At 58.3% G+C, this 18212-nt stretch carries 16 protein-coding genes and 1 riboswitch; of the genes, 10 read left to right on the top strand and 6 right to left on the bottom strand.

Going from position 1 to position 18212, the window contains the following annotated elements; all coding sequences use genetic code 11:
• Positions 1–83: 83 nt before the first annotated feature.
• The 3 genes from WG622_RS08940 to WG622_RS08950 are packed head-to-tail and all read right to left on the bottom strand — an operon-like array spanning position 84 to position 2660.
• On the bottom strand, positions 84–647 hold the full coding sequence (locus tag WG622_RS08940; RefSeq protein WP_339403288.1) for a CIA30 family protein: 564 nt from the start codon (positions 645–647) through the stop codon (positions 84–86).
• A 57-nt stretch (positions 648–704) separates the two neighbouring features.
• Complete coding sequence (locus WG622_RS08945) at positions 705–2276, bottom strand: 2-isopropylmalate synthase (RefSeq protein ID WP_339403289.1); 1572 nt, start codon at positions 2274–2276, stop codon at positions 705–707.
• Positions 2277–2291: 15 nt separating this feature from the next.
• On the bottom strand, positions 2292–2660 hold the full coding sequence (locus WG622_RS08950; RefSeq protein WP_339403290.1) for a cupin domain-containing protein: 369 nt from the start codon (positions 2658–2660) through the stop codon (positions 2292–2294).
• Positions 2661–2954: 294 nt separating this feature from the next.
• Here WG622_RS08950 and WG622_RS08955 point away from each other — a divergent pair, with 294 nt between their 5' ends.
• A complete protein-coding gene (locus WG622_RS08955) occupies positions 2955–3617 on the top strand; it encodes an SDR family oxidoreductase (RefSeq protein ID WP_339403291.1) in 663 nt (220 codons plus the stop codon).
• Between the two features lie 3 nt (positions 3618–3620).
• Here WG622_RS08955 and WG622_RS08960 read toward each other — a convergent pair whose 3' ends face one another.
• On the bottom strand, positions 3621–5021 hold the full coding sequence (locus WG622_RS08960; protein WP_438839163.1) for an MORN repeat-containing protein: 1401 nt from the start codon (positions 5019–5021) through the stop codon (positions 3621–3623).
• Between the two features lie 176 nt (positions 5022–5197).
• Here WG622_RS08960 and WG622_RS08965 point away from each other — a divergent pair, with 176 nt between their 5' ends.
• Positions 5198–6862 (top strand): NAD+ synthase, encoded by a 1665-nt coding sequence (locus WG622_RS08965; protein WP_339403292.1) that lies wholly within the window; start codon positions 5198–5200, stop codon positions 6860–6862.
• Here the strand turns inward: WG622_RS08965 and WG622_RS08970 are convergent.
• The gene (locus WG622_RS08970; protein ID WP_339403293.1) at positions 6859–7464 is read right to left on the bottom strand and encodes a Pr6Pr family membrane protein; all 606 of its coding nucleotides are present in this window, start codon (positions 7462–7464) and stop codon (positions 6859–6861) included. The genes WG622_RS08965 and WG622_RS08970 overlap by 4 nt on opposite strands.
• A 131-nt stretch (positions 7465–7595) precedes the next feature.
• Between WG622_RS08970 and WG622_RS08975 the strand changes: the two genes are divergently transcribed.
• From WG622_RS08975 to WG622_RS08990, 4 genes are all read left to right on the top strand, one after another.
• A complete protein-coding gene (locus tag WG622_RS08975; protein WP_339403294.1) occupies positions 7596–8024 on the top strand; it encodes a DUF1801 domain-containing protein in 429 nt (142 codons plus the stop codon).
• A gap of 318 nt (positions 8025–8342) precedes the next feature.
• Entirely contained in the window at positions 8343–8741 is a 399-nt protein-coding gene (locus tag WG622_RS08980) for a Rap1a/Tai family immunity protein (RefSeq protein WP_339403295.1), read from the top strand.
• Positions 8742–8808: 67 nt separating this feature from the next.
• Positions 8809–10134 carry a glutamate--tRNA ligase gene (gene gltX, locus WG622_RS08985; RefSeq protein WP_339403296.1) on the top strand — a complete coding sequence of 442 codons (1326 nt, stop codon included), beginning with the start codon at positions 8809–8811 and terminating at the stop codon, positions 10132–10134.
• Positions 10135–10284: 150 nt separating this feature from the next.
• A complete protein-coding gene (locus WG622_RS08990) occupies positions 10285–11673 on the top strand; it encodes an MATE family efflux transporter (protein WP_339403297.1) in 1389 nt (462 codons plus the stop codon).
• Here WG622_RS08990 and WG622_RS08995 read toward each other — a convergent pair.
• Positions 11670–12224, bottom strand: coding sequence for a gamma-glutamylcyclotransferase family protein (locus tag WG622_RS08995; protein ID WP_339403298.1), 555 nt, complete (start codon positions 12222–12224; stop codon positions 11670–11672). The genes WG622_RS08990 and WG622_RS08995 overlap by 4 nt on opposite strands.
• A 231-nt stretch (positions 12225–12455) precedes the next feature.
• A riboswitch (glycine riboswitch) is annotated at positions 12456–12543 on the top strand.
• A 155-nt stretch (positions 12544–12698) separates the two neighbouring features.
• On the opposite strand from WG622_RS08995, the gene gcvT reads away from it, so the two are divergent.
• The 4 genes from gcvT to WG622_RS09015 all read left to right on the top strand — a co-directional run bounded on the left by gcvT (position 12699) and on the right by WG622_RS09015 (position 18194).
• A complete protein-coding gene (gene gcvT / locus WG622_RS09000; protein ID WP_339403299.1) occupies positions 12699–13832 on the top strand; it encodes a glycine cleavage system aminomethyltransferase GcvT in 1134 nt (377 codons plus the stop codon).
• Between the two features lie 18 nt (positions 13833–13850).
• Complete coding sequence (gene gcvH, locus WG622_RS09005; protein WP_209357258.1) at positions 13851–14210, top strand: glycine cleavage system protein GcvH; 360 nt, start codon at positions 13851–13853, stop codon at positions 14208–14210.
• Between the two features lie 87 nt (positions 14211–14297).
• Entirely contained in the window at positions 14298–17147 is a 2850-nt protein-coding gene (gene gcvP, locus WG622_RS09010; RefSeq protein ID WP_339403300.1) for an aminomethyl-transferring glycine dehydrogenase, read from the top strand.
• 243 nt (positions 17148–17390) lie between these two features.
• A complete protein-coding gene (locus WG622_RS09015) occupies positions 17391–18194 on the top strand; it encodes a LytTR family DNA-binding domain-containing protein (RefSeq protein WP_339403301.1) in 804 nt (267 codons plus the stop codon).
• The last annotated feature ends 18 nt before the right edge of the window (positions 18195–18212 follow it).

Raw genomic sequence — 18212 nt, forward strand, 5'->3', positions numbered from 1 at the left:
GGGCTTCACCCCAGGATATTTCCCGCAAGAGAAAAAGCGCTTTCATTCTCTTGCTTTAAATATCCTCGCCGAAGGCAATGGCGCTATTGCGCCATGACCAGGCCTAGATCAGAGACCAATAGGTCGGCGTCAAAGTCGCGACCATAGGCCACAAAACCGATTCCAGTTATGTTTTCGGGGGTAAATGTCTGCGGCAATTCCGCGTGCGACGCTGTGAAGGACGCTAAGTCCAGATCTACAACACGCCAGTCCTCTGTCGCTGTGAAACTTGCGCGATAGCTGTGCCACGGGCGCTTGCGGTCTGTTGTTCGGATGAAGACATAGTAGCTTTCGCCGTTGCCTTTGACCCGCAGTCTGAGGCCTGCTGTCTCTGATGGCAATCCGCCCCGGATACCCGCGCGAAACTGGATAAAACCGCCGTTGTTGTCGGTGCTGACGCGGCCCTTCAGTCGCGCGAATGAGGCTCCGTCTGCTTCTTCGAATGTAAGATCGCCTTCGGATACGCCGCCCATCACGCCATCTTGCACATAGCTCCATCGCTGTTGCGCGTCCGCGTCGAAGGTCTCGATCCATAGATCGGCGCGCGCCTCGCCCGCGGCGACGGTCAAAAATCCGATCATTGCGCCTGTTTTGAGTGTCATTGTCATCCAGCTACCTCTCGTGCTGAGAGGTAGCTGAATCAGGGTATTCGACAAGCCCGCGGCTTATGCCATGTCTTTGTAAGACACTTCCCGCGCGTCTGCGCCTTCGCCCATTTTGCTGCGGCGAACGTGCAAGCGGTTCAGCGCGTGGATATAGGCTTTGGCGGAGGCCACGACCGTGTCGGTATCGGCGGATTCACCGGTCGCGACATTGCCATCCTCGGTCAGGCGCACAGACACGGTCGCCTGCGCATCGGTGCCTTGAGTGACCGCATGCACTTGATAAAGTTCCAGCCGCGCTGCATTCGGGTGCAGTTTGCGGATTGCTTTGAACGCCGCATCCACTGGGCCGTCGCCTTTTTCGATGGCGGTTTTCTCTTCGCCGTCCACCGTCATGACAAGCGTTGCATCCGCAGGACCACCGGTGCCGCAAACGACACGCAGGGTCACCAGTTTCAGCAGATCATTCGCGTCATCCTCACCGATCCGCATCAAGGCGATCAGGTCGTCGTCAAAGACCTCTTTCTTGCGGTCCGCCAGATCTTTGAAGCGCACAAACAGATCCTTCAGCTGGTTATCCGCCAGCTCATAGCCCATCTGGTCCAGCTTATCGCGAAGTGCTGCGCGGCCCGAGTGTTTGCCCAGTGGCAGGGACGTGCCTGCGAGTCCCACATCTTCGGGGCGCATGATCTCGAAGGTCTCTTTGTTCTTCAGCATGCCATCCTGGTGGATGCCCGATTCATGCGCGAAGGCGTTCTTGCCGACGATGGCTTTGTTGGGCTGCACCTGGAAGCCGGAAACGGTGGAGACACGGCGCGAGATGGCCATGATCTTGGTGGTGTCGATCTCGGTACGCCAGGGCATGATGTCGTTGCGGGTTTTCATAGCCATGACGACTTCTTCCAGTGCCGTGTTGCCCGCACGCTCGCCCAAACCGTTGATTGTACACTCAATTTGTCGCGCACCGCCTGCGACAGCCGCCAAAGAGTTCGCGGTCGCCATGCCCAGATCGTTGTGGCAGTGTGTCGCGAAGACCACCTCATCCGCACCCGGTACAGTCTCGATCAGACGTTTGATCAGATCGGCGGACTCAACAGGTGCGGTGTAGCCCACAGTGTCTGGGATATTGATCGTGGTCGCACCCGCTTTAATGGCGATTTCGATGACGCGGCAGAGGTAGTCCCATTCCGTGCGCGTCGCATCCATCGGAGACCACTGCACGTTCTCAACCAGATTGCGCGCGTGGGTCACGGTCTCGTGGATTTTCTCGGCCATCTCGTCCTTGGTGAGGTTCGGAATGGCGCGGTGCAGAGGCGAGGTGCCGATGAAGGTGTGAATGCGGCTGAGGCCTGCGTGTTTCACTGCCTCAGCGCAACGATCGATATCGGCGAAATTGGCGCGGGCCAGACCGCAGATGCGGGCGTTCTTAGAGCGTTTCGCGATCTCGGACACGGCGCGAAAATCGCCTTCGGAAGCGATCGGGAAGCCTGCCTCGATGATGTCGACGCCCATGTCATCGAGCATTTCTGCGATCTCGAGCTTTTCCTCATGGGTCATGGTCGCGCCGGGGCTTTGCTCGCCGTCGCGCAGGGTGGTGTCAAAGATATAGACGCGGTTTTGATCGGTGGTGGTCATGTTGAATTTTCCTGATCAGATATGCGGTTTTGGCGCGGGCGTGACGCCGCTGTCGCCGGTATTGGGTTCGCCGGTAGGTTCGATCAAAAGCACTTTGACCTCCTCGGCGGCGCGGGGGCGGTGGACGACGCCTTTGGGCACGATCACGATCTCTCCGGCCCCGAAAGTGACGGGGGCGTGACCCTCGTAGTCCATGGTGACTTCGCCTTCGAGTACGAGGAAGAAATCATCTGTGTCATCATGTTTGTGGAAGGGAAATTCGCCTTTGAATTTCACCACCATGACGTCGTTGCCATTGTAGTTGGCGACGACATGCGGGTCCCAATGGCTGTCAAACATCGCCAGTTTCTGGGCGAGGTTTATAGCTGGGGCGGGGTGGGTCATCTGTTGTCTCCTAAATGCGGGTATCTAGGCGCATGTCGCATATCCTCTGAGCGGGTGCGCCGAACCGGCCGCACTCAGAGGCGCGTTAGGAGTAGGTCTAGACCACGCGCAAAAGGCGCCGGAAGGCGCGCGTCAGTTGCGATATGGGTCTTGATAGCCATGCGCCGGACTATAGCTGGGAAATTCGGAATGAAAAGGGAGAAGTTTGGATTGCGTGGCAAGCGCGGGATTTGAGTATTTGTGGCAAGATGAAATTGAGGTGGTTTGGTTGAATGGGCGCGCTATATCAGGGACATGGAACGCGCATTAATCATAGGGGCTTCGGGTGGCATTGGCGCGGCCTTTGCTACGGCCTTGGATGCGAGAGGTGTGGACGTCGTTGCACTTTCGCGGCGAACGCATGGGCTCGAATTCTCGGACCCTCCGGCGGCAGAGGCTTTGCTGGCGCGCGTTGAGGGGCCATTTGATTTGGTGTTGGTCGTGACAGGGGCGCTCACATCGACCCGGGATCGGCCCGAAAAGAGCTTGGTAGAGCTGAGTGCCGAGGAAATGGCGGCGCAATTTGCGGTGAACACCATTGGGCCAGCCTTGGTGATGAAACACGCCAAGCGGTGGTTGCCGCGCAAGGGGCGCTCGGTTTTCGCTGTCTTGTCCGCGCGCGTGGGGTCGATTGGCGACAATCGTTTGGGCGGATGGTATTCCTATCGTGCCTCAAAGGCGGCGCTCAATCAGGTGCTGAAAACGGGATCGATCGAGCTAGCCCGCACCCACAAAGAGGCGCTCTGTGTGGCCTTGCATCCGGGGACTGTATCCACACCATTTACCGAGAATTTCGCGGCCCCAAACAAGCTGACACCCGATGAGTCTGCGCAGCATTTGTTGACTGTGCTCGACACACTTGGCCCCGAGCACAGCGGATCGTTTTATGATTGGAAGGGCGAAGAGATCCCCTGGTAGCGCTTAGTTCTGTTTCAGCGCGCCATTGTCCCACTCGCCGGAGGCCTCTTGGCCAGAGGCATATTTCATCAGCCCCGCACCCTGACGTTTGCCCGCGCGGAACGTGCCTTCATAGACATCGCCGTTTGAATAGGTCGCGACACCCTGGCCTTCGATCTCGCCGGCTTTCCACGAACCGGTATAGGTGAAGCCATCGGGCATGGTGATCGTGCCTTGCCCGTCTCGCTGACCGTTAAAGAAGGTGCCCGAATAGACCGTGCCATCCGGATAGGTCGCGGTGCCCTGACCGTGACGCTGACCATTTTCCCAGTCGCCCTCATAGCGATAGCCATCGGCATAGGTCATCACGCCCTTGCCGTGGTTCTTTGCGTTCACAAAGTCGCCCTCATAGGTCAGCCCGTTCGCATAGGTCGCTTTGCCTACACCCTGAATGATGCCCTGAGACCAGCCGCCTTCGTAAACGGACCCATCAGGGTAGGTGATCATGCCCTGACCATCGGCCAGATCCGCCATGAAGTCGCCAACGTAGACCGAGCCGTCAGGGTAGGTCACAGTGCCCGCCCCCTCGATACGGCCTTCGATCCAGGCGCCGTCGTATTTATAGCCATCCGCACCGATAAAGACGCCTTGGCCGTGGCGGCGGTCGCCCGCGAAATCGCCTTCGTAAACGTCTCCATTGGCATAGAACACACGGCCCACGCCCTGACGCTGGCCGCCCACAAGCGTGCCTTCGTAGACGTCGCCATTCGGCTGAGTCAGCTTGCCGGTGCCGTCGATCTGACCTGCGCTCCAGAGGCCCTCATAGATCAACCCATCAGGCATGGTCAGCGTGCCTTGGCCCTGTCGTTGACCAGCGATGATCGCGCCGACATAGACCGCACCGTCAGGATAGGTGATCTGACCGTCGCCTTCCTTGACGCCATTGACCCAAGAGCCCTCATAGACATAGCCACCGGGGCTTTTCATCATGCCCTGACCGTGGTGCAGCGCATTCACAAAGCCGCCTTCATAGACCACGCCATTGGCGTAGATCGCGACGCCCTGACCGGTGATCTTTCCGTCGGCCCATTGGCCCTCATAGGTGCCGCCATCGGCGAAGGTGATCTTCCCTGTGCCTTCAGGTTTACCCTTGGAAAACTCGCCTTGATAGACCGAGCCATTCGGGAACCGTGCCTGACCGATGCCGCGAATTTCGCCATCAATCCAATCACCGGAATATTCGTAGCCATTCGGCAGACGATAGGTGCCCTTGCCGTGCTGCAGCCCATCCTTGAAGGTGCCTTCATAGATGCCGCCATCGTCGTATTGTTTGGTCAATACGTCGCTGGATTGCGCTATGGCCACACCGGCCGTGCTCAACATGAAAAGGACCGATGCAATCGAGATTGCTGTTCTGCTGGTCATCTATTTGCCCCTGCTTGGGAATTCGCCCTGCCGGGCACAAGCGGCGCGTCCCCCACGCCTTTTCGCGAAATTAGTGCAGGAAATGCGCTCTGACAACGGGTTTTGCGGCTTTGAGCTTTTCCTCGCGCATGTATCTGGTAAATCAATCACATCTGACTGATGAGTGAGGCACCGATATGGCCGACAGATTCCGCGTAACGATTGCTCAGGCGAACCCAACTATGGGCGATTTGGCAGGCAATGCGGCCAAGGCGAAAGCGGCTTGGGAGGCGGGGAAATCGGCGGGCTCTGACTTTGTCGCGCTGCCTGAAATGTTCATCCTTGGCTACAACGCGCAGGATCTGGTGATGAAGCCCGCGCTTCAGGCGGCCTGTCTTGAGCAGATCAAAGCGCTGGCTGCGGACTGCGCTGATGGTCCCGCAATGGGGATCGGTGGACCGTTTGCCGAAGACGGCAAGCTCTATAACGCCTATTTCATCCTGAACGGCGGGCGGACCGTCAGCAAACAGCTTAAGCATCACCTGCCGAACTACACCGTCTTTGACGAGGTTCGTCTGTTTGACTCTGGCCCGCTTGGCGGCCCTTATGCGGTCGGCAACACCCGCATCGGAAGCCCGATCTGCGAGGACGCCTGGTTCCCGGATGTGGCGGAAACCCTTGAGGAATCTGGCGCGGAATTCCTCGTCGTGCCCAATGGCTCGCCCTATTACCGCGATAAGTTTGACCGCCGCATGAGCCATATGGTGGCCCGCGTGATCGAGACTGGCATGCCTTTGATCTATGTGAATATGGTCGGCGGTCAGGACGATCAGGTCTTTGACGGCGGCTCGTTTGTGCTCAATCCCGGCGGGCATCTGGCTGTGCAACTGCCGGTCTTTGACGAAGTCACCGCCCATGTGGATCTGGTCCGCGACGGGGATGGCTGGCGCTGCGAAGAGGGCGAGAAGGCCGTGCTGCCTGCGGGCGAAGAGCAGGATTATCGCGTCTGTGTCGAAGCCCTGCGCGACTATATGGGCAAGACCGGCTTTAAGAAGGTGCTGCTTGGGTTGTCCGGGGGCATCGACTCGGCCATTGTCGCGACCATCGCCGTGGACGCGCTGGGCGCTGAAAACGTGCGCTGCGTGATGCTTCCGTCGGAATATACCTCGCAAGGCTCGCTCGATGACGCCGAAGACATCGCGAAACGGCTCGGCGTGCATTACGACTATGTGCCGATTTCCGAGAGCCGTCAGGCCGTGACCAACACGCTCGCACCGCTCTTTGCAGGGCTGGACGAAGGCCTGACCGAGGAAAACATCCAGTCCCGCCTGCGTGGACTTTTGCTGATGGCCATGTCCAATAAACTTGGCGAGATGCTGCTGACCACCGGGAATAAATCTGAGGTGGCCGTGGGCTATGCCACGATCTATGGCGATATGAACGGCGGCTATAACCCGATCAAAGACATGTATAAAACCCGCGTCTTTGAAACCTGCCGCTGGCGCAACGCCAATCACCGCGATTGGATGAACGGTCCTGCGGGCGAAGTCATTCCGGTCTCGATCATCGAGAAACCGCCCTCCGCTGAATTGCGCCCTGATCAAAAAGACGAAGACAGCCTGCCGCCTTACGATATCCTCGATGGTATCCTGCATATGCTGGTGGACGAAGAGGCCTCTGTTGCCGATTGCGTCGCCGCGGGATACGCGCGCGAAACGGTCAAACGGGTCGAGCATCTTTTGTACATCAGCGAATACAAACGCTTCCAATCGGCCCCCGGCGCGCGCCTGTCCAAGAAGGCTTTCTGGATGGACCGCCGCTACCCCATCGTGAACCGGTTCAGGGACGACAGCGGAGCCTAGCGCGCCGCCCGTTTTGCTACCAACACCAGCAGCGCGCCTGCCACGTAAAACAGAGCGCCAAGCCCGACCATATAGGCGAAAACTCCGAGCCAGCCTGTGGTTTCAGGGTTCAGGAAGAAATAGGGGAACCGCCCGTCAAACAGCCCTCTGACCATCGCATAGATGGAATACCCCAGAGGGCAAATGACCCAGACCAGCGGCTGCATAAACGTCAGCCCGGCCTTAGGTGCAAAAGCCACCCAGAAAACCAAAGTCGCAATCGGAACCGCCGTGTGCTGGATCTCGTTGATCACCGCATTGATGCCCGTCGGATTGTGATCCGCCGCCAAAAGCGCGTGATAAACGATCCCCACCATAACAATCCACGTGGTCACAGCAGCCATCCACCCAACCGACGCATGGGCGCGCCGCATGACCATCAGCGCAAACGTCACACCGGTTGTAACCACCATCAAAACCGTAAAATACCGCGCCTGACGCCAGAGGGACTCAAGCAAGCCCATCCCTTCGCCAAGATCCAAAACCGTCTGCGTGATCTGCGCCCCAAGCGCCGCAATCGCGATCAAAGCAGCGAAAAGCCTTTGTGTGCTGGTCAAAGTCATACTCTCTCCCCTTTGCCGCAGGCTTGCGAGACCCAGATGAGAGGTCAAGACAAGCGTGGCGTCAAGCAGGGGGCGCATTGCCATTTGGGAGAAACGCCCGGACCGCGTAAACTGGCCCTAAGGAGCCAGCCATGTCGCAAAACAAAACCACCGCCACCGCCGCCGACCCCCGCGCCTTTGTCGAGGCAATCGAACACCCCACCCGGCGCGCCGATGGGCTTGTGTTGCTGGACCTCTTTGCCGAGGTCTCGGGCTTTCAGCCGGTCATGTGGGGCGGCAGTATCGTGGGCTATGGCCGCTATCACTATCGCTACAAAACGGGGCGCGAAGGGGATTTTCTGGCCACCGGTTTCAGCCCGCGCAAGGCGAACCTCTCGATCTATATCATGCCGGGCTATCAGGATTATTCCGAGATCATGGGGCGGTTGGGCAAGCACAAGCTGGGCAAAAGCTGCCTCTATGTGAACAAGCTTGCGGATATTGATCTGGACGTGCTGCGGGAGTTGATCGCGGCGGGCTTGCGGGATTTGGATAAGATTTGGAAGGTTGAGTCGGGCTAAACCTGCTAAACGCAAGATCCTATGTTGTTATTAGATTCGATTTTGAAAATTGGCACATTGAAGGCCCTAGCAGTTTGGATTGCTTCCATACCCCTGTTTTTGTTGCTGCCACGAGTAGATGAAAACTTGGCTCTATATGTATTCTGGCTTGCATCATCTATGTGGGGGTGCAGTTCAGTCGTGCTAATGTTGCAAGGATTGCATTTCTTGATCCGCGGGATATTGCGGCTTGGCCAAGGGATCTGGGTGAGACTTGGAAGGTGAGGCGGGGTAGGTATCCGCCATAGTGTTCCAGCTTTTTTGTGGTATGCCTTGATAATGAATAGTTTCCAAAAATTTACTTTAGTGGTCGTTTTCGCATTTGTTGCGCCACAGTCATTCGCAAATCCAACTGCTGGTCAGGTAATTTGGGAGTATTGCTCCACAAAGGATGGGAAGATCGGCGGCGCGTTCTGTCTCGGCTTCGCCACAGGCCTCATTGACGGAGCAACAGGTGGTGCGTTGAAAATGACGCATCATCTTGAGGGTGACCTTTCAGAAGCCGAGTTCGCTAACAACCTTGAATCAGGGCTAAACTTCTGCGTTCCTTCGACGGTGACCAAAGGTGAAATGGTAAAGACTTTCATAGACTATTTGGAGCGCTCGCCCGATGAACTCCAAAGACCTGCCGTTCAGCTCTATTTAGAAGCGATGTCTGAGAAGTACCCTTGTACCTAGGTTCCACCCAAATTCTGGACAAACCCCGCCCCTTGTGACAAGAGCGCTCCGTACTCTGGAGACTCTCATGACCACCACCCGTTTCGCCCCATCCCCTACGGGCTATATCCACGTCGGCAACCTGCGGACCGCGCTCATGAACTATCTGATCGCGCGCAAGGCGGGCGGCACGTTCATTCTGCGGATCGATGACACGGATCCTGAACGCTCTAAGCAGGAATATGTGGATGCGATCCAGCAGGATCTGGAGTGGCTGGGCCTGACCTGGGACAAGATCGAACACCAATCCGCGCGGCTCGATCGCTATGATGCGGCGGCGGATAAGCTGCGCGAGATGGGCCGGTTCTATGAGTGTTTTGAAACCCCGACCGAACTAGATCTGAAACGTAAGAAGCAGCTCAATATGGGCAAGCCGCCGGTCTACGATCGCGGTGCGCTGGCTCTGTCAGAAGACGAGAAAGCCGCGCTGCGGGCGGACCGTGGAAACGGCCACTGGCGCTTCAAGCTGGATCAGGAACGCATCAACTGGGTCGATGGCGTGTTGGGAGAGATCTCGATTGACGCGGCCTCTGTGTCCGATCCGGTGCTGATCCGTGGGGACGGGCAGTATCTCTACACGCTGGCCTCTGTGGTGGATGACACCGAGATGGGCGTGACCCATGTTGTGCGCGGCTCGGACCACGTGACCAACACGGCGACCCAGATCCAGATGATCGAGGCGCTGGGCGGTGTGGTGCCGACCTTTGCGCACCATTCCCTGCTGACCGGCTCGCAAGGCGAGAGCCTGTCCAAACGTCTGGGCACCCTCAGCCTGCGCGACTTGCGCGAGGGTGGGGTGGAGCCTGAGGCGCTGCTGAGCCTCATGGCGCGTCTGGGATCGAGCCATCCGGTCGAGCTGCGCGCGTCCTTGGATGAGATCGCCGAGGGCTTTGATATCGACCAATTCGGCTCTGCGCCGACCAAGTTTGACGTCGAAGACCTCTACCCGCTGACCGCCCGCCATCTGGGCGCACAGCCTTTGGCCGCTGTCTCGGACGATGTCGCATCTGCGGGCGTGGACGGAGCCGAAGCCGAGGCCTTCTGGGCCGTGATCCGCGAAAACATCACCACTCGCAAAGACATCGCCGCTTGGGCCGACCTCTTTGCCAATGGTGCCGATCCTGTGATTGACGATGAAGACAAAGACTTCGTCGCCGAGGCGCTGGCCTTGCTGCCCGAAGGTCCGTTTGACGCAGACACCTGGGGCGTTTGGACCAAGGCTGTCAAAGAAGCGACAGGCCGCAAAGGCCGAGGCCTGTTCATGCCTCTGCGCAAGGCGCTGACGGGTCAGAGCCATGGGCCGGATATGTCCGCCGTTCTTCCTCTGCTTAAGGTGATCAAGGCAAAGGGGTAACGGATTTTCCAAAAATCCGTGCCTGCGGCGCGAGTATTTTTCGCAAGATGAAACAGAGGCCTCGCGATCTGCGGCTCCTCTGTGCATTTTTGCAGATTGGCAATCAAAGCTGTGCGTGATTTTCTTGCCGCGTGAGTGAGAGGTGAGATCATGGCAGACGCATCTGCAAAGTTCCTGACGGGCAATCTGTTCAAACATGTCACGGTGATGTCCCTGACGGCGTCGATCGGGCTGGTCGCGATCTTTTTGGTCGACCTTGTGGACATGATCTTTATCTCGATGCTGGGACGGGATGAGCTGGCCGCTGCGGTTGGTTACGCGGGTGCGATCCTGTTTTTTACCACCGCCTTCAGCATCGGCATGGCGATCTCGGCCGGGGCTTTGGTGGCGAGGGCTTTGGGCGAGGGCGATCAGCATAAAGCGCGCCGTCGCGCGGCGACTTCAACCATCTATGGTTTTGTTATTGCGTCTATTTTTTCGGCCGTCGTTTGGTTTAATCTGGAAAGCCTCGCGACCTTGATGGGGGCCTCGGGCCCGACTTTGGAGCTGTCTGTTCACTATATGCAGATCATCGTGCCGAGCCTGCCGATCCTCATGCTCGGCATGGTCGGCGGCGCGATCCTGAGGGCGCATGGAGACGCCCGACGCGCGATGATGGCGACGCTTTTGGGCGGCGTGGTGAATGGTGTGCTTGATCCGATCCTGATCTTTGGTCTGGGGCTTGATCTAACCGGTGCAGCTCTCGCCTCGGTCGCCGCGCGGTTCACCATCGGGTTTTGTTCTATGTATCCGGTATTCAAACACTATGGCGGCTTTGACAAACCCACGAGCGCCGAAATGCGCGTCGATCTGCCTGATATCGCGGCCATTGCCGGCCCCGCGATCCTGACGCAGTTCGCGACCCCCATTGGGCAGGCCTTCGTCACCCGTTCCATGTCGGAATTCGGCGAAGAGGCGGTTGCGGGCATGGCCATCGTTGGCCGTCTGGTCCCTGTAGCCTTTGGCGCGATCTTTGCGCTTTCGGGCGCAGTCGGCCCGATCATCGGCCAGAACTATGGGGCAGGGCAGCACGATCGGGTGCGCGGCGCCTTCCGAGACGCGATGATCTTTACAGCGCTTTGGGTCGTGGGGGCTGCGCTTTTGTTGTTCCTTCTGCGCGTGCCGCTGGCGGGGCTGTTTAACGCCGAAGGTATGGCCGTTACGCTCTTGTTCCTTTTCTGCGGTCCGCTTGCGTTGATGTATGTCTTTGACGGTCTGATCTTTGTCGGCAACGCGTCCTTCAATAACCTCGGCCATCCGTTTTATTCGACCATGATCAACTGGGGGCGTCAGACCCTTGGCACCATCCCTTGCGTCACCATAGGCGCCACGCTTTGGGGCGCGCCGGGTATCCTGATCGGTCAGGCTGTCGGGGGCGCGATCTTTGGCTTGATCTCACTATTCCTTGTGCTGCGCGTCATGGGTGTTCGCAAACCGCACGAACAGGGCGCGTTCGCGCGCGAGGGCCGTCAGATGAGCCTCTGGCACGGGCGGCGCTAAACCGAAATTCCAAGCCGTTTTAGTTCGGCGTCCACCATTGCGGTCTCGTGAGGCGCGAGCTTTTGGTGGCGCGGATATTTCGGAACATCCCGGTCATTGTCGATTGGATGATCCCAGCCTGCCGTCGTGTCAAAAAACGCGCGCACGCCGCTTTCGCCGAACTCTTTGAGAAATCCCTGAATGACCACGTCCAGATAGCTGAGCAGGATCGGCCCCTTCTCCAGCTGCAACTTAGGCGCAGGCTTTGGCACGACATAGATCGCTAGCTCTGGATCATCGTCGCGTGCGTGCTTCACGCGATCCGTACTCAGCCGATCATAGCCATATTCCCGCGCGTCCAGTTGCGCCCAATCGCCGTCGGGCACGTGCGCGATCAGACCCTGGATCGCACAGCCGTCCTGGGGCTCAATCGACAGGAAGGGATGCGGCCTTAGGGGCGTCATTTGCCAGACACGTCGCCAGCCTTGCAGCTCTGCGGTCGAGGTCTCACTATACGTATGCGTATGGATATTCACGAGGCTGCCATAGCCAAAAAAGAAGGGTCTGCTCATGGGCGAAATGAGGCGGTTTTTGAGGCGCGAGTCAATTGCAAAAACCGGCATGCAGTTGCATGCCAGCCGCATATGCTCCATGTCGTTTTCTCGCGTCTAACTAAGTATCATGAGGAAGATGCGTGCATAATTATTAAGCAGATTCATGATCTTACGAAAAAGTGTCGAATGTCGTTTTTCGCGTCGTATTTTGCCTTGAACCGGTCGGTTTTCCTGCATAACGTTAAGGAACATGGTGACTCGGGAGAACCGATTTAGTTCGGTGCCGAAGGAGCAACCGCCCCGGAAACTCTCAGGCCGATGGGACCGAGACCGCCATGAATGAACTCTGGAGAGAGGCGCGAAATGCGTCCGCCGAAGGGATAACGATCTCAGGCGAAAGGACAGAGGGGGCATCGCGCGCATGGGTGACATGCGCTTTGTGATGCCGGGTGCTTTTTCGATGAAATTGCCTCCGGAATGGAGGAACGAGTGATGGCTGAAACCGGTGACCTGCACCGCACGGCTTTGTACGACATGCACGTTGGCCTTGGGGCCAAAATGGTGCCATTCGCGGGCTATGATATGCCGGTGCAATACCCGATGGGGGTGATGAAAGAACACCTGCATTGCCGCGCCGAGGCAGGTTTGTTTGACGTAAGCCATATGGGGCAGGTGATCCTGCGCGGGTCGAGCTACGAGGCTATTGCCACTGCGTTTGAGACGCTGGTTCCCATGGATGTTCTGGGCTTGGGCGAGGGGCGTCAGCGCTATGGGTTGTTCACCAATGAGGCGGGCGGGATCGAGGATGATCTGATGTTTGCCAACCGTGGTGATCATCTGTTTGTGGTCGTGAATGCGGCCTGCAAAGAGGCCGACATCACTCGCATGAAAGCCGCGCTTGAGCCGCAGATCGTGGTCGAGGTCATCACGGATCGCGCATTGATCGCCTTGCAGGGCCCGGCGGCGGAAACCGCGTTGTCGCGTCTGAATCCAGCGGCTGCTGATATGAAATTCATGGACGTCGCGACACTGGAATTGCAGGGCGTGGACTGTTGGGTCTCGCGCTCTGGCTACACCGGCGAGGACGGTTACGAAATCTCTGTGCCCGAAGGCTCGGCCGTTGCCCTCTGCGAAGCCTTGCTCGCAATGGAAGAGGTCGCGCCCATCGGTCTTGGCGCGCGCGACAGCCTGAGGCTGGAGGCCGGACTTTGCTTTTATGGCAACGACATCGACGCACAAAGCGACCCAGGTGCCGCGGGCCTGACATGGGCCATCCAAAAAGTGCGCCGCGCGGGCGGCGATCGCGCCGGAGGCTTCCCGGGATCCGACCATATCCTCAAGGTTCTCAGTGAAGGGGCCAGCCGCAAACGCGTTGGCTTGCTGCCCGAAGGCCGCGCCCCAATGCGCGCGGGCACGCAGATATTTGCCAGCGAGGAAGCAGAAACCCCCATCGGCGCGGTCACATCAGGCGGCTTTGGCCCCTCGGTCAACGGCCCGGTCGCCATGGGCTATGTCACAGCCGACCTCGCCTCTGAGGGCACGCAACTCTTTGGCGAAGTGCGCAATAAACGCATGCCGCTCAAGGTCGCCAAACTTCCCTTCATCCCCGCCAACTTCAAACGTTAAGCCAACAGGAGACACCCCATGAAATTCACCGAAGAGCACGAATGGCTCCGCGAAGAAGACGGCCTGATTGTCGTCGGCATCACTGAGCACGCAGCCGAGCAATTGGGCGATGTGGTGTTCGTCGAACTGCCCGAGACTGACACTGAGGTCAGCAAGGACGATGAGGTCTGTGTGATCGAATCCGTCAAAGCGGCGTCTGACATCCTCGCGCCCATCGACGGTGAAATCGTCGAGGTCAATGAGGCCCTCGTGGACGAGCCCGGCAAGGTGAACGAAGACCCTCTGGGCGATGCATGGTTCTTCAAAATGAAGGCGGCCGATGCAAGCCAGATGGACGATATGATGGACGAAGCCGCCTACAAAGACTTCATCGGCTAAGGCCACCAAACTTTGCGGGCGTGACGCCCAATCCCCTAGGGGCCACTTGGCCCCGCTCATAACCTGTACCCGTATCCGGAGGCCAATATGCCTTTCAAACCAACAGATTACCTGCCGTATGACTTCGCCAATCGCCGTCACATCGGCCCGTCCCCCGAAGAAATGGACGATATGCTGGCCGTGGTCGGCGCCTCTGATCTGGACGCTCTGATCGACGATACTCTGCCGCAATCGATCTGTCAGAAAGAGCCGCTCGAGATGGGGCGCCCTCTGTCAGAGCGTGAGCTGTTGCACCGGATGCGGGAAGTGGCGGGCAAGAACAAACTGATGAAAAGCCTCATCGGTCAGGGCTACCACGGCACCGTCACACCGCCTGCAATTCAGCGCAATATTCTGGAGAACCCGGCGTGGTACACCGCCTATACGCCCTATCAGCCAGAGATCTCGCAGGGCCGTCTTGAGGCGCTCTTGAACTTCCAGACCATGGTTAGCGATCTGACGGGTCTCGAGATTGCCAACGCATCGCTCTTGGATGAATCCACCGCCTGCGCCGAAGCCATGACCATGGCGCAGCGGGTTAGCAAGTCCAAAGCCAAGGCCTTCTTTGTCGACCGCGACTGCCACCCGCAAAACATCGCCGTCGTGCAAACCCGCGCAGCCCCTTTGGGCATCGAGGTCATCGTCGGCAACCCCGACAAGATGAACGCGGACGAGGTCTTTGGCGCGCTGTTCCAATACCCCGGAACATACGGTCACGTACGGGACTTCACCGCCCATATCGAAAAGCTGCATGCCGCTAAAGGCATCGCAGTTGTGGCCGCAGATCCTCTGTCCCTGACCCTGCTCAAAGAACCCGGCGCAATGGGGGCCGATATCGCTGTCGGCTCAACCCAGCGGTTCGGAGTGCCCATGGGCTATGGCGGCCCGCACGCGGCCTACATGGCCACGAAAGAAGCCCACAAACGCGCGATGCCCGGCCGACTGGTCGGGGTCTCGGTGGATGCGCATGGCAATCGCGCCTACCGCCTGTCCCTTCAAACCCGCGAACAGCATATCCGTCGTGAAAAAGCGACCTCGAATGTTTGTACAGCCCAGGCGCTGCTTGCAGTCATGGCGTCGATGTATGCTGTTTTCCACGGGCCAAAGGGGCTTAAGGCGATTGCGCAGCGCATCCACCGTAAGACGGTTCGCATGGCCGAAGGGCTCGAAAACGCGGGCTTCAAAGTCGACCCGCAGAGCTTCTTTGACACGATCACCGTGGACGTTGGCCCTCTGCAAGCTGCCGTCATGAAATCCGCGCGGGACGAAGGCCTGAACCTGCGTCAGGTCGGAGAAAAACGCGTCGGGATCACGCTGGATGAAACCACGCGGCCTGAAACAATCGAGGCGGTTTGGCGCGCCTTTGGCGTCGTCAAAGCCGACGATGATTTTACTCCGAAATACCGCGTGCCTGAAAACATGCACCGCCAGTCAGACTACCTAACCCACCCGATCTTCCACATGAACCGCGCGGAAACCGAGATGATGCGCTATATGCGCCGTCTCGCGGATCGCGACCTCGCGCTTGACCGCGCGATGATCCCGCTGGGTTCCTGTACCATGAAGCTGAATGCTGCGGCAGAAATGATGCCCATCAGCTGGCCCGAGTTCGCCCATATGCACCCCTTCGCGCCGGTCGATCAGGCCGCAGGCTATACAGAAATGGTCACGGATCTGTCGGACAAGCTCTGTCAGATCACCGGCTATGACGCGATTTCCATGCAGCCGAACTCTGGCGCGCAGGGCGAATACGCGGGCCTCCTGACCATCGCCGCCTACCACCGCGCGCGCGGTGAGGGGCACCGCAACATTTGTCTCATCCCGATGAGCGCGCATGGCACCAACCCGGCCTCCGCTCAGATGGTGGGTTGGAAAGTTGTCCCTGTGGCCTCAGACGACAAAGGCGACATTGATCTGGATGACTTCCGCGACAAGGCCGCCAAACACGCCGAGAACCTCGCGGGCTGTATGATCACATACCCATCCACCCACGGCGTCTTTGAGGAAACCGTGCATGAGGTCTGCAAAATCACCCATGACGCCGGTGGTCAGGTCTATATCGACGGCGCGAATATGAACGCCATGGTCGGCCTTAGCCGTCCCGGAGACCTCGGCGGCGACGTCAGTCACCTCAACCTGCATAAAACCTTCGCCATCCCCCATGGCGGCGGCGGCCCCGGCATGGGTCCGATTGGCGTCAAAGCGCATTTGGAACCGCATCTGCCGGGTCACCCGGAAACGGATGGCACCGAAGGCCCGGTCTCTGCCGCGCCCTACGGTTCGGCCTCGATCCTCGCAATCAGCTGGGCCTATTGCCTCTTGATGGGCGGAGATGGACTGACCCAAGCCACCCGTGTCGCTATCCTGAATGCGAACTACATCGCCAAGCGGCTCGAAGGTGCGTTTGACGTGCTTTACAAAGGCCCCACCGGTCGCGTCGCGCATGAATGTATCCTTGATACGCGCCCCTTTGCGGATAGCGCCCACATCACCGTGGACGACATCGCCAAGCGTCTGATCGACAACGGCTTCCACGCGCCAACCATGAGCTGGCCCGTCGCAGGCACGCTGATGATCGAGCCGACCGAGTCCGAGACCAAAGCCGAGCTTGACCGTTTCATCGACGCCATGCTGTCGATCCGCGACGAGATCCAGGCGGTCGAGGACGGCACCTCAGATGCGGAAAACAACCCGCTCAAGAATGCGCCGCACACGATGGAAGACCTCGTGCGCGATTGGGACCGCCCATATAGCCGCGAACAGGGCTGTTTCCCGCCCGGAGCCTTCCGCGTCGACAAATACTGGCCTCCGGTCAACCGTGTCGACAACGCCTATGGTGACCGCCATCTGGTTTGCACCTGCCCTCCGATGGACGACTACGCCGAAGCGGCGGAATAGACGCGAATGAAAACTTGACGAAACCTGGGCCAGCTGACCTTTGAAGGTGAGCTGGCCTTTCGTTGTTAAAGAACAGTCACGAACCAAGGGGCAATCCACCTAAAGTATACAACAAAGGGAGTGGACTCTCGTTATTGGGCCATTTTAGCATCTAGATCAACATCGCGCAGAACGCGCGACAGACATCAGAGTATCCGGAAGGCTATGTACAGAAGTCTATATAACCGAAACTGGCGCTTATTCTTGGCTAATGGCGATGAATTGGCCTTTACGACCTGTGAACTATACAGTTTTCTGACCTCGCGCCGTTTTCTGTCAGCCCTCGCATTGGTCTTTGTGATCCTGGTGGCTACGGATCCGCCCCTTTTTCAGGAAAGCCTTCCGATTCTTGAACGCGCTGCGTTTTGGCTTGTGACGATCATTTTCTACGTCGTGCTTTTGCTGGCAGGCCTCGCCGGGGTGAAACTCTATAATCTCCGGAGAGATGACAAAGCCATTGTCCTGCCGTTTATCTCCGTGCCCGTCCTGTGCATCACGGCCTTGCTCGCCGTTGGTTTCGGAGTTTCTGCCTTTGGCGCGCATGCTCCGGAGGCAAGTGTCACACGTGCGCCAATCATTCTGGCAACCAGTCTCGTGGCATCTCAATGTTTCGAATTTGTCATCGCAAAATGGATCTTCGTGGAACACCTCAGAGAGTCCCGCAGCGCCTCCGAAGGAAAACCTATCGAGCCGCTTCTGGTCACCAGCGGCGGGTCAATTCCTCTGTCCAGTATCCTCTATCTTGAAGCGCGCGAGCATTATGTCGATATCGTGCAGGTGGACCGGCTGGTGACCGTCAGGTCCACTTTGTCTGCCCTGACAAACCAACTTCCGGCAGATGCGGGGTTTCGGGTGCACCGCTCGTTCTGGGTTGCCAAATCAACTCTGCAAAGCGCGCAAAACACTGCGGCTTTCAAGGACGTCCGTGTTTCCGGAGGTCGCTCAATTCCTGTGGCGCGATCGCGGCAAAAGGACTTCCGTGACTGGTATCAGGAAAACTTCCGTTAGCTCGATTGGGGATCGCTT

Source organism: Cognatishimia coralii (assembly GCF_037478305.1).
In the GTDB taxonomy this organism is placed as follows: domain Bacteria; phylum Pseudomonadota; class Alphaproteobacteria; order Rhodobacterales; family Rhodobacteraceae; genus Cognatishimia; species Cognatishimia coralii.

What these genes read in the sequence shown, in the direction of transcription:
- gltX (WP_339403296.1), top strand. Translation starts at nt 8,809, where the DNA reads ATGACCACCACCCGTTTCGCCCCATCCCCTACGGGCTATATCCACGTC.
- gcvH (WP_209357258.1), top strand. Translation starts at nt 13,851, where the DNA reads ATGAAATTCACCGAAGAGCACGAATGGCTCCGCGAAGAAGACGGCCTG.
- WG622_RS08970 (WP_339403293.1), bottom strand. Translation starts at nt 7,464, where the DNA reads ATGACTTTGACCAGCACACAAAGGCTTTTCGCTGCTTTGATCGCGATT.
- WG622_RS08955 (WP_339403291.1), top strand. Translation starts at nt 2,955, where the DNA reads ATGGAACGCGCATTAATCATAGGGGCTTCGGGTGGCATTGGCGCGGCC.
- WG622_RS08940 (WP_339403288.1), bottom strand. Translation starts at nt 647, where the DNA reads ATGACAATGACACTCAAAACAGGCGCAATGATCGGATTTTTGACCGTC.
- WG622_RS08950 (WP_339403290.1), bottom strand. Translation starts at nt 2,660, where the DNA reads ATGACCCACCCCGCCCCAGCTATAAACCTCGCCCAGAAACTGGCGATG.
- gcvT (WP_339403299.1), top strand. Translation starts at nt 12,699, where the DNA reads ATGGCTGAAACCGGTGACCTGCACCGCACGGCTTTGTACGACATGCAC.
- WG622_RS08965 (WP_339403292.1), top strand. Translation starts at nt 5,198, where the DNA reads ATGGCCGACAGATTCCGCGTAACGATTGCTCAGGCGAACCCAACTATG.
- WG622_RS08945 (WP_339403289.1), bottom strand. Translation starts at nt 2,276, where the DNA reads ATGACCACCACCGATCAAAACCGCGTCTATATCTTTGACACCACCCTG.
- WG622_RS08990 (WP_339403297.1), top strand. Translation starts at nt 10,285, where the DNA reads ATGGCAGACGCATCTGCAAAGTTCCTGACGGGCAATCTGTTCAAACAT.
- WG622_RS08980 (WP_339403295.1), top strand. Translation starts at nt 8,343, where the DNA reads ATGAATAGTTTCCAAAAATTTACTTTAGTGGTCGTTTTCGCATTTGTT.
- WG622_RS08960 (WP_438839163.1), bottom strand. Translation starts at nt 5,021, where the DNA reads ATGACCAGCAGAACAGCAATCTCGATTGCATCGGTCCTTTTCATGTTG.
- WG622_RS08995 (WP_339403298.1), bottom strand. Translation starts at nt 12,224, where the DNA reads ATGAGCAGACCCTTCTTTTTTGGCTATGGCAGCCTCGTGAATATCCAT.
- gcvP (WP_339403300.1), top strand. Translation starts at nt 14,298, where the DNA reads ATGCCTTTCAAACCAACAGATTACCTGCCGTATGACTTCGCCAATCGC.
- WG622_RS08975 (WP_339403294.1), top strand. Translation starts at nt 7,596, where the DNA reads ATGTCGCAAAACAAAACCACCGCCACCGCCGCCGACCCCCGCGCCTTT.